This window comes from Pyxidicoccus xibeiensis (assembly GCF_024198175.1).
Lineage (GTDB): Bacteria > Myxococcota > Myxococcia > Myxococcales > Myxococcaceae > Myxococcus > Myxococcus xibeiensis.
The window spans coordinates 112,331-123,974 of the sequence record NZ_JAJVKV010000011.1; the positions used below are offsets into that span (position 1 = coordinate 112,331).

Annotated in this window: 6 protein-coding genes and 1 pseudogene; 4 read left to right on the top strand and 3 right to left on the bottom strand. The window is 68.3% G+C overall.

The genetic code is table 11. The features are described from left to right. Positions 1-27: 27 nt before the first annotated feature. Positions 28-1,704: a hypothetical protein gene (locus tag LXT23_RS36135; protein ID WP_253984972.1), complete on the top strand. Its 1,677-nt coding sequence runs from the start codon at positions 28-30 to the stop codon at positions 1,702-1,704. Next, positions 1,705-3,180, top strand: a complete 1,476-nt coding sequence (locus LXT23_RS50215) for a TIGR02996 domain-containing protein (RefSeq protein ID WP_267146731.1) — start codon at positions 1,705-1,707, stop codon at positions 3,178-3,180. It abuts the gene before it with no gap. A gap of 11 nt (positions 3,181-3,191) precedes the next feature. Here LXT23_RS50215 and LXT23_RS36145 read toward each other — a convergent pair whose 3' ends face one another. Continuing rightward, complete coding sequence (locus LXT23_RS36145; protein WP_253984973.1) at positions 3,192-4,040, bottom strand: alpha/beta fold hydrolase; 849 nt, start codon at positions 4,038-4,040, stop codon at positions 3,192-3,194. A 138-nt stretch (positions 4,041-4,178) separates the two neighbouring features. After that, positions 4,179-9,842, bottom strand: a complete 5,664-nt coding sequence (locus LXT23_RS36150) for a sensor histidine kinase (protein ID WP_253984974.1) — start codon at positions 9,840-9,842, stop codon at positions 4,179-4,181. Between the two features lie 284 nt (positions 9,843-10,126). Here LXT23_RS36150 and LXT23_RS36155 point away from each other — a divergent pair, with 284 nt between their 5' ends. After that, positions 10,127-10,459, top strand: coding sequence for a hypothetical protein (locus tag LXT23_RS36155; protein WP_253984975.1), 333 nt, complete (start codon positions 10,127-10,129; stop codon positions 10,457-10,459). 121 nt (positions 10,460-10,580) lie between these two features. Continuing rightward, positions 10,581-10,751 (top strand): annotated as a pseudogene (locus tag LXT23_RS36160) (lysyl endopeptidase); the annotation flags it as partial. 258 nt (positions 10,752-11,009) lie between these two features. Here the strand turns inward: LXT23_RS36160 and LXT23_RS36165 are convergent. Further along, entirely contained in the window at positions 11,010-11,546 is a 537-nt protein-coding gene (locus LXT23_RS36165) for a hypothetical protein (protein ID WP_253984976.1), read from the bottom strand. Between the last annotated feature and the right edge of the window lie 98 nt (positions 11,547-11,644).

Sequence of the window (11,644 nt, forward strand, 5' to 3'; positions counted from 1 at the left end):
TGCACGCCGTCGCCGGAGCCCGCGGACATGACCTTGCCCCCCTACCCTCCCATCCGGTCCGAAGACTTCGCGGACTTCTCGGACGCGCCGTCCACAGGCATCCAGGCGACGTGCGACCTCCCGGACAACTCGTGCTCGCTGACGGGCCTTGCCATCACGTTCCGCGAGGCCCTGTTCCAGAATCAGAAACCTCATTTCTGGACGGAGCGGGGGCATGCCCCGGTCGGCCTGTGCGAGCCGGGCCGCTATCACGTCCCGATGAGGGCGCCGGGGACACGAGGGTTCCTGGGCGACTACGCGGTGGTCGTCTCCATCGAGAACCCGGAGCGGGTCGCCAGCGTGCTCATCCGGGTGATGAAGCCCCACGCGGACGTGCCGCTGGTGTCCTTTTCCGTCGCCCCAGCCAATGCGGCACAGGGAGTCCCGCTGTCCACCCTCCAGGATGTCCTGCTCCCCGGGAATGGGCCCTACAAGCTCGTCGTGAAGCTCATTCCCACCGCGGAGACCATCTTCGTGAAGCAGGGCACCGGCTGGGTCTACCTCGACGATGACGCGCCCACCTTCGGCTTCGAGTTCGAGTTCGTCCGGCCGGAGTACCTGGACGAGCGCCTCACGGACTCCCAGGCGCTGCACAACCTCGCCGTCCCGGACCTCGAAAAATGGAGGAAGGCGCTGGAAGCGCTCAAGGCCGGTCCGGAACTGACGCCGGAGACCGACTTCGAAATCTCCAGGGAAGAAGATGCCGACCACTATTCGATTACACAGTTGAAGTCGGGGAGCTTCCTCGTGCGCTACAGGCAGCTCGGCTGGGACATGAAGATTCACTACGACTCGGGCTGCATCGAGGTGAATGGCGCGCCCCGCACCCGGCGTGGCCATGAGCCGCTCGCGGGAATCATCCAGAAGCACATCTTCGGCATCGCGCAGAGCATCGGCCTGGCGCCGAACATCGACCCTCGAACGGGCAATGGGGCAGGTCACCTGCACATCGGCCTGAAGCCCACCTTCTGGACGAACCCGCTGCTGCGCTACAACTTCCTGGTGAGTTTCTTCAACTTCGCCACATGGGGCTGCGGCGTCTTCTACCGGGACTTCGGCCAGGCGTACCCGCTGCTCGTCTCCGTGGCGCCCGAAGAGGTCCAGGCGTTCTTCAAGGCCAGGGGTGGCATGCTGCCCCATGACCGGTTCTTCAACGAGTTCGAGCTCAAGTTCTACCAGGGCCGGGCCTTCCTCAAGGCCGAGTACACGGTCTCAGACACGCAGAAGTACCAGAGCCTGTCCGTGCAGAACCTCGCCCGCTACAGCCGCAAGGAGACGTTCGAGATTCGCGCGCTGCGCTCGCAGACCTCCTTCAAGGGCTTCGACGTGCTGATGGAGCTGGTGGAGCGGAAGCTCGACTCGCTGCGTCCCCTGGAGGCCCGCCTCGAGGTGAAGCCGAAGTCGGGCGAGCGACTGAAGGCGCTCCGCGAATACATCTCAAAGCGTCAGAGCCAGGGCCAGCTCACCAAGGAGGTGGACTACTACCGGGGCTGCGCCACCACTGGCGATCCGGAGCTGGAGGGCCGGTGTGACGAGCTGTGCCAGGAGCATGGCCTCGAGGAGCTCGAGGAGTACCTCGCGGGCACGGGCATGACGGTGGAGCAGCTGCGCGACAACCTCCGGCTCATGGGCCCGCCCGGGCCCGGCCCGGCGACGCAGCACTAGATGATGACGGGAAACGTCCTGAACGGTCTGCTGGCGGGCGCGCTCGTGGCCTTCGAGCAGCGCGAAGAGGAGGAAGTCCTCCGGCTCCTGCTGGACGCGTGGCGCGAATCGCGCTCGGTGCGCATCGCGACACTCGTGCAGAAGCTGTCGGACCGGCTCACCGTCGGGCTGCCACCGTGCGAGCGCCTGTCCACGGCGTTTTCCGGCGAGCAGCCCCGGCCCACCGGCGTTCCGCGCATCCTCAATTGGCTCCTGAGTGTCGCGAACGAGGGCAACGCGGAGACGCTCGAGCGCCAGCTCCGGAGCGCCCGGAGGTGGCCCGAGGACCCCCGGCTCATTCCAGTGCTGCGGACCATCGCGCGCTGGCCTGTCGCTCGGGATGCGGAGGTCATCGCGGCGCTTCGAGACCTCTTGCTCCAGCTGAGGGACCCACGCACGGCCGATGACCTTCAGGCGCTGCTCCAGGCCATGGGCTCGTGGACCACCTATGAAGAGGCGCTGGCCCGCCTCCAGGAGAGGAAGGATGCTCCGCCAGCGCACTCGCTGGACGTCGCACTGGACTCGGAGGCCCGGGACGCATGCGAGGCGCTGGAGAGGGCCCTCGCCCTGCGCGAGGAGGCCGAGGCACGCCAGCTTCCCTTGCGGGACATGCTCCTGGCGCGCGTGTACGCCCACCCGGACGATGACAGCGCGCGGCTCGTCCTGGCGGACCACCTGCTGGAGCAGGGCGACCCGCTGGGAGAGTTCATCATGCTCCAGTGCTCGGCGCAGCCGGACGAGGCCCGCATCCGTGAGCTGCTGGCCCAGCACGGGGCGGCGTGGCAGGCCCCGCTGGGGCCACTCGTCCGCCCCGATTCCACCCGCTTCGAGCGGGGCTTCCCGGCTGCGGTCCGGGGGTTCCTCGAATGGAAGAGGCCCGCCCCCGGGCCGGCCTGGGGCACGGTGCGGGAAATCAACGGGGAGTTGATAAGGGGGCCCTCGGCCGCGGGCTGGTTCGCGCACCCGCACCTGCACGCCGTGACGTACCTCCGTAGGATGCAGTCCTCCGTCGTCCCAGCTCTCGGGGCATACCCCCTGTCGGTGCGGCGGCTGGAGCTGTCCTGCTGGAGCCGCATCGAGGAGACACTGTTTCTCAGGCTGTCCACGCTGCCGCACCTGACGTGGGTGGAGCTGACGGAGGCGCACTCGCGCGACGTGGCGCTGTGCGCCAGCTCGCCCCTGGCCAGCCGGCTGGAGCGCTTCACGGCCAGGAGGGAGAACGCCTGGTCCCTGGAGGCAACGCCCTCGGAGGCGGTGACGGTGTCGGTGACGCTGTTGAGCGAGGAGGGCGTCGACGAGCTCGCGCAGGCCATCCGTGCCGCGGTGGGCTTCGGCACCCGGGGCCTGCGCCTGGTTTCGCGGCCCCGGCTCGAAGGCTCGAACCGGCGGCTGCTGGAAGAAGCAGCCGCCGCCTATGCGCACATCGAGTGGGTGTGAAGCCTCACCCCTTACGGCGCCTCGAGGAAACCCTTCGGCGTCTGGCCCTTCAGGAATGGCTCGATGAAGGCGTGAAGCAGCTCCGGCTGGCTGATGACGGCGGTGTGTGCCGTCGCCGGCATGACCGCCAGCCGCGAGGGGGACAGCGGCTTGCCCATGTCGCCGGGGCCGCCGCCGCCGAGGAGCCGGAACATGGCGACGGAGTGCTCGAGCGTCGCGACGTCGGCGTCACCGGTGATGATGAGGACGGGCGTCTCGAGCGCCTTCACGTCCTTCTCCCACGCCATCGGCTCCTTCTCGAGCTGGATGAGCTTCTTGACCAGCGCGGGGAAGCCCTTCGGATTGGCCGCGAGCTTCGGGTACTCCTTCGCGAAGGGCATCTCGAGGAACATCTCCACCGTCATCTTCGGGATGAACTCCCTGAACTCGGGCTGCCAGCCCTGGATGTCGTACGCGACAGACGCCGCGACGAGCTTGTTCACCTTCTCCGGATGGCGGATGGCGAGCTGCAATCCGGCCGCGGACCCCATCGAGTAGCCGAACACGTCGGCCTTCTTCAGCCCGACCGCGTCCATGAAGGCGGCCACGTCGTCCGCGAGGTTCTGATACGTGATGGGCCTGTCGATGTCGGTGGTGCGGCCGTGTCCCTGGAACTCGAGCGCGTAGACCTTATGGCTCTTCGCGAGCTTCGGGATGATGGCGCCCATCGTCGGGATGTTCATGTAGGCGCCGTGCAGCACGACCAGCGGCTCGCCCTTGCCCGAGACCTCGTAATAGACCTGCATCCCGTTCACCTGGACCCGAGCGCCCTTCGCTTGTGCGTCGGCAGCGGTGGAGGTGAGGAGCAGGGTCACAGCCATCAAAGCAGCGTGGAGCATCGTCAGACGCATTTGGGTCTCCCTTTCACCGAGGCGTCGAATGACGCGGGCGCGGATCGACAAGCGACGATTCTTTTTTCGCCGTCGCCCTCGCGAGCAGCCTGGCGGGCGGCTGTCCGGTCACCGCCCGGCGCACGGGAGGGTGACTGTGAACGTGGAGCCGACGCCGGGCACGCTCTGGACCTGGATGGAACCGCCGTGCGCCTCCGCAATCCTGCGGCTGAGGTACAGGCCAAGCCCCAGCCCGCCATAGTTCTTGGACACGCCGCGCTCGAAGCGCTCGAAGATGCGGCCCTGCCGCACCGGGGTGATACCGATTCCGTGGTCCCTGACCACGAGCCGCGCGCTCTCCGCCTCCTTGCCGACGGAGACCTCGATGGGCTTGCCCGGCCCGAACTTGAGGGCGTTGTGGAGCAGGTGGGTCACCACCTGCTCGAGCCGCGCGGCGTCCCACTGCCCCACCACCGGCGCGGCGCACGTGAAAGACACCCTGCAGCCGGCCGCGGTCAGCTCGGGCTCCAGGCGCTCCACCCTGGTGCGCACCAGCGCGCCGAGCTCGACCTCCCCCCGCTCCAGCTCCAGCCGTCCCTGCTCGATGCGCGTCACGTCGAGGATCTCCCCGGTGAGCTGCTCGAGCCTGTCGGTCTTGCTCAGCACCCGGTTGAGGCTGCGGTTCAGCGTCTCCGCCGAGACGGTCCTCCCGGACGCGGCCGCGCGGAGCAGGCCCTCCACCGAAAGCCTGAGCGAGGTCACCGGCGTGCGGAGCTCGTGCGAGGCCACGGTGAGGAACTCCTCCCGCAGGCGCAGCGCCCACTGCGTCTCCGCGAGGAGGCGCGAGTTGTCGATGGCCAGCGCCGCGCGGCGGCCCAATTCCACCGCCAGCTCCACGTCGGCCGTCCCGAACCAGTGCGCGGTGGCCGCGACGAACGTCAAGGCCCCGAGCGGCGTGTCTCGGGCGACCAGCGGAACGATGAGCACGCTGCGCGTGCCCAGCTGGTGGATGAGCGCGGCGTGGTGCTCGTCGAGCGTGAAGGCCCGGATCTGCTCGTCGGAGAGGGCCGGCAGGTGGATGAGGGCCCCGCCCTGGAGCACGCGCGTCACCGGCGTGGCCGTGCCGATGCGCGCGGGGTAGCGCTCCGAAAGCTCACGCAGGAGCGGCTGCTTCCGCGGGTCGCGGTGTGCGCCCGCCAGGCGCATCACCGTGCCCCCCTGGTTGAGGTCGATGACCGCCCACTCGGCGAACGAGCGCGCGCACAGGCGGGTCAGCGCGTCGAACATGCCCTCGTCGTCGAGCGTCGAGGAGATGAGCGCGGTCGCCTCGCCGAGCAGGAGCGCACGCCGCCCGGCCGCCTCGGCCTCCACGCGGCCGGCATGCTCGCGCTCGAGGAGGAGCGCGTTCTCGATGGAGATGGCCGCCTGGGCCGCGAGCAGCTCGAGCGCCAGCAGGCGCTCGGGCGTGAAGCTGCCGGGGACCAGGTCGTTCTCGAGGTAGAGGAAGGCGACGAGCTCCGCCTGCCTGCGGATGGGCAGACAGAGGACGGACCGCGGGCGCGTCCGCGCGAAGTACGGGTCTGCCGAGAACCGCTCCGCGTCGGCGGCCGCGTCGGCAAGCAGCACGTGCTCCCGGGTCCGCTGCGCGTACTGCAGGATGGACGCCGGGACGCGTGCCGCCAGCCCCTGCGGGGCCGTGCTGAACAGCATGCCCGGCGCCCCCTCCTCGCCCACGGCGGACTCGGCCGCGACCTCGAGCTCGCCCTCGCGGGACATGACGAGGAGGGCCCGGCGCGCCCCGCCCTGCTCGAGGACGACCTGCAAGAGCGTGCGCAAGAGCCGCTCGCGGACCATCTCGCCGGAGATGCTCTGCGAGGCCTTGACCACCGAGAGCAGGTCGAACTGCTCGGGTCGGGCCGCGAAGATGGCCGCGGGGCCGAGCGGACCTGGTTCGTGAAGGTGCGCGTGGCGCCGGGCAAGCTGCCTCACCTTGGCTTCCGCGCCCCACCGGACGTAACAGTCTCGAGCTTCCCGAAGATAGGCGGCGGTGATGGTCTCGAAGCGCCGCTCCCGGTAGAACGCCGCGGCGAGCTCGTTGGCCACGCCCTCCCAGTGGACGAAGCCATTGGCCCGCGCCGCCCGGATGGCCTCCTCGTAGCACCGCTCGGCCTGGAGCGCGTCTCCCGTGATTCGGGCAAGCTCCGCGGACACGAGGGCGTGCTTCGTGAGGAAGTTCTCCGGGCAGCTCTCTGCCCAGAGGGCGAGCTTCTGGCTGTAGCCCTCGAGCGTCTTCGCAATCTCCCGCTGCTCGGCCTCCGTCCTCCGCGGGTGGATGCGGGCGAGCAGAAGGGCGTGGAAGAAATAGAAGGTCGCCTCCATGGGCATGGCCATCGCGGCGCTGAGCGTCTTCTTCGCTTCGTCCGCGTGATGGAGCGCCTCGGCGTCGTCTCCGGCGAGATAGGCCGTGATGAGCTTCATCGTGTGGAAGAAGACGAGGCCGCACCCGAAGGCCGCCTCGGTAATCTTCGCGAGGCACGGGGCCTCCTGGAACGCGTCGTCCTCGAAGGACGTCCTCCCGCGCGTCTGCCCCTTCAGGCACGTGAGGAACTGCTGCTCCAGCCGGATGGTCTGGTAGATGGGTTCGTTGCGGGAGTCCCGAGCAAAGGCCGCGTAGCTCTGCGAGAACCTGAGGACATCATCGATGGCATCGCCCCGCTCGATGGCCTGCCAGACAATCTGGAACGCGATGGCGTTCGCGAAGACCAGGTCGCCCGCATCCAGGCATGCGAGGAATCCCCGCTCCAGGATGGGGAAGTCCGTCGAGATGTGCCGGCTCCAGAAGTTGATGTGGTCGCCGTGGAGGTGCATGACCGTGCCTCGTCGGCTGATGTCGCCGAGCTTCTGGTTGAGCCTGATGGACATCTCCGAGAACTCGTACGCGACCCGAGGCTCATCGTAGAGGGAGACGAGCATCACCCCGTAGCAGCTGTACCCCATGCAGGACTCGTAGGTGTGGCCGAACCGGAGGGAGTGATTGACGAGCTTCAGGATGACGAGCGGGAAGACCTGGGGCCGGCTGCCGATGTAGGCCGCAGGGGCCATGTTCGAGAACAGACCGATGACGGCCCTGACTTTCGGGTCGGTGGCCTCGGCGGCCTCCGCGAGGTCCGCGATGCGGCGCCCGCCCAGGTTGACCTGGATGGCCATGGCCTCGGCGTGGGTCGCCTCGCTCAGCAGCGCGTCGTCCTCGGGGATGTCCACACCGAAGAGCTGAAGGGCCTTGAGGCCCATCGCCACCGCCTCGTCGTATCGACCCGCGACGTGGCAGAGCTTCAGGCGGAGCTCGTACACCAGGGCCTTGTCGAAGTCGGTCCTCGCCCGGGCAAGGAGGAGGTCGAACAGGGCCTCGGCCTGCTCGAACGCGCCGCCCAGGTACTCGCACTCCGCGAGCTCGCGGAAGAGGGGAAACGCGAAGTCGTAGCGGGACTTCCAGGCATCCTCGGGCAGGAGGGCCGCCGCGATGGCGAGGAAGCCCTTCGCGGAGGCATAGGCGATGGATGCCTTGGCCTTCCTTCCCGCGAGGAAGTCGAGCCTCGCGAGCGCGTCCCTCTCCGCCGGGTCGGTGATGAGGGACAGGCCGTGGTTGAGCTGGCTGACGACGTCGAAGATGCGCTCCTCGATGCTCCGGGCGTCCAGGCTCGCCAGCAGCAGCCGCCCGATCCTCAGATGGACGCCCCGCTTCCTGGCGTCCTCGATGAGCACATAGGCCCCCTGTTGGACCCGGTCGTGCAGGAACGTGTAGACGTCGCCCTGCTGAAGCACCAGCCCTTCCCGGACCGCGTCCGAGAGCTCGCGCGCGACCTGCTCGCCCGATTGGTTGGAGATGACGGCCAGGGTGTGCAGGTTCGTGGTGTTTCCGACGCACGCGGCCAGCTTCAACACCTCCTGGGTGGCAGGTGGAAGGCGCTTGAGCTTGCGGACCATGAGGTCGACGACGTTGTCGGTGAAGCCCTTGGCGTGGATCTTCGCCACGTCCCAGCGCCATCGAGCGTTGCCGCGGTCGAACTCCAGCAGGCCCTCCTCGTGGAGCGTGGTGAGGAACTGGATGGCGAAGAAGGGATTGCCGGCGGTCTTCTCATGGACGAGGCGGGCCAGGGGCGCGGCGGAGCCGGGGGGGCAGCGCAGGGCATCCGCGAGGAACTGTCCCAGGTGCTCGACGGAGAGGGGGGCGAGGACGAGCTCACGGACGCGTGCGTCGGACTCGCGGAGGTTGTCGAGCGTGAGCGCGAGGGGGTGGGAGGGGCCCACCTCGTTGTCGCGGTACGCGCCCAGCAGGAGGAGGTAGCGGGTCTGCGGGTGGAGGACGAGCTCCTCGAGGAGCTTCAAGCTCCCGGAGTCGAGCCATTGAAGGTCGTCGAGGAACAGGGCGAGGGGGTGCTCCTTGCGCGCGAAGACGCTGATGAACTGGCGGAACACCCAGTGGAAGCGGTTCTGCGCTTCGAGCGGAGGGAGGGAAGGAAGCGCGGGCTGAGGGCCGAGGATGAGCTCCACGTGAGGAATGATGTCGATGATGAGCTGCGCGCTGGCGCCGAGCGCCTGTCGCAGCAGCTCCTTCCAGGCCACCACGCTCGCTTCGCTTTCGGTGAGGATCTGATCGATGAGCTCGGCGAACGCCTGGGCGAAAGTGGAGTACGGCACGTCGCGCCGGTACTGGTCGACCTTGCCGGAGATGAAGAACCCGCGCTCCTGCACGATGGGCCTGTGCAGCTCACGGACCAGCGAAGACTTGCCGATGCCAGAATACCCAGACACCAGGACGAGCTCCGGGGTCCCCTGCTCCACGACCCGCCCGAAGGCACGAAGGAGCTCGGTGCTCTCGGCCTCGCGGCCATAGAGCTGATGGGAGAGCTCGAGGCGGTCCGAGACATCGTGCGTTCCCAGGGCAAAGGGCGCGAGCGTGCCTTTCGCCTGCCAGTCGGACAGACAGCGCTCGAGGTCGTGCTGGAGCCCGCGCGCGGTCTGGTACCGCTCCTCCGCCAGCTTGGCCAGGAGCTTGAGGACGATGTCCGAGAGGACGCCCGCGAGGCGGGGAACGAGTGCGGAGGGGGCGAGCGGGGTTCGGGCAACGTGGCAGTGCACCCATTCCAGGGGGTCGCGCGCAACGAAGGGAAGGCGCCCTGTGAGCAGCTCGTAGAAGGTGACGCCGAGGGCATAGAGGTCGGAGCGGCTGTCGACGGAGCGGTTCATCCAGCCCGTCTGCTCGGGCGACATGTAGGGGAGCGTCCCCTCGACGAGCCGGGCGGCGCGAGGTGGGGGCTGCGCCCGGGGGCTGCGTACGGCGATGCTGAAGTTCCAGACCTTGAGTTCGCCACTCCCGGGGTCGAAGAGGATGTTCCCCGGATTGAGCTTCTTGTGGATGACGCAGCGCTCGTGGATGTCAGCGACAATCCCGGCCAGACGCACCGCCAGACGAAGGAAGTCCCCGACGGGCATGGGCGCACCCACGAACATCTCGAGCGGAGCGCCTGGGAAGTCCTCGAGCTCGAGCGCCGGCCGCCCCTCGAACGTCGAGAGGGCGAGCGGCTCGACGATGGCCAGGCCCGCGAGCGCACGACCTACCTCGTATTCCTTCCGCAGCCGCTCGACGTCCTCCGGGCGGCTGTACTCAGGCTCGAGGACCTTGAGGAGGATGGCGCGCCCATCAGAGGTCCGCACGGCGTGGTGGACGGCCGCCCGGTGCCCTGCATGGAGCCGGTCGCCCAGCGCATACGCCTGGAGCTCTGGTTTCATCATCCTCCCAATACCCCCAAGGTAATCAGGAGGGCCGGACTTCAGGCCTTCACCGGTCTGCCGCGCTCGAAGTGCCGCTCGAGGCCAGCACCGCAACCCGGTGAGCTTGCCGGGCTGCTGAATGTGGAGGCGGCGGGAATCGAACCCGCGGACTGGGGAGGACGGCCCCTTCCATGGGGAACACGACAGGCGCGAGCGACGCTCAGCCGGGATATACTGCCCCACGAGGAGGAACGCTCTTGAGCGATGTCCCCAGCGACGCGTCACACCGCCGAGGAGGCTTCATCGTGGGCGCAGCCCTGATGCAGGCGTTGGTGGCACCGTACCTGTTGCTCGCCGGGCTGATGGCCGCTGAGATGTCGGCGGTGCTGTCTGCGGTCCTGTTGGCCAGCGGGGGTGCGGTTGCCGTGGCCACCCTGTTCCTGTTCCGCCGCAGGGTCTGGGCCTGGCGCCTCTCGTCAGCTCTCGCGGTGCTGGCCTTCGTCGCGGGCGGGGCGTTGGCGTTCATGTCTCCCCACTGGCTGGGGGGAATTCATGCCGTGGGCGCAGCCATCATCCTGGCGGCCTTGTGGGCAGGCCGCCGCGCGGTCATGAGCCAGCGGGCACCGAGCTCCGCGTAGGGACGGCTTCAGCGCGAGTCGGTAACACAGAATGTCTCAATCCCTGTCGCGGGCACAGCAATCCCAGCCACAAGGATGTGACAGATTCAAACCAGACTTCATGGGGCACTCAGATACAGCAGCAACCCTGGCGCTCAACAAGCCGGCCACCGGCTCTACCGCCTGCAACAGCAGCGAAACGCCGGCCAAGGCGGTCAACGGCAGCGTCTCCGGGGGCAACACCGACAAGTTCTGCTCGTTGACCTCTCCGGCGTGGCTCCAGGTCGATCTCGGCTCGGTGCAGACGGTCAGCCGAAGGAACCGCTGGCGTGGGCTCCGTCCTCATCCCCGGGACGCCGTGCTCGCCGCCGCCTCCGCCGCTCACCCCGAGCGATTCCCGCGCGGCGCACCCAAGCCGCAGGCGCTACCCAACGCCGTCTGGATCAACAACCCCGCCCGGCTGGCCACCTCACACCTGAAGATGCGGAAGAAGGCTCGCGAAACGAGAGGGGCCGGGCCCGAAGTGAATCGGACCCGGCCCGGGGCTCAGTGAATCAACAGGGATGATGTCTCAGGGCGCCGCGACGCCGTAGACGGTGGTGGTCGCCAGCACGCTGCCGCCCGTCTTCGCCGTGCGGATGCTGAACACGTAGGACTGGTTGACCCCGATCCAGGTCGCGTCAATGCACGCCTGACCGGGGTCGCTCTCCTTCGTGAACAGCTGCTCGGCCGCGCCGTTCGCGCTGACCTTGATCCAGACGGGGTACGGCAGGCCCGACGTGTTCCAGCAGATCTTCGACGTGCCATGCGAGGCGCCCGCCGGGACGGTGACCGTCTGGGGCGTGCCCCAGATGTTGGCGGTGCTCGGGGTGGGCGAGCACGAAACCGCGTTCGGGCAGCCGCCCGCGCAGCCCGTGCTACAGGCGAAGCCGAGCTGGGTGTAGCCAGGAGGACACAGCGGACCGCAGACGATGAGCTCCTGCTCCGTCGTCTCCAGCGTGGACTCGGGCTCGACACCCTCTCCCTCTCCGCCCGCGCAACCCGCGAACACCAGGACACTGAGAACCGCGACACTTCCAAGGACTCCGCTCAACGTGTTCTTGAACATCCAATTCTCCCAGGGCTGGCGCAGAAGCGCCCCTCATTCGCAGGGGACCTTCCCCCACGAACAAGAGAGACACCGCGCGAGCGAGCTATGCAGGGAGT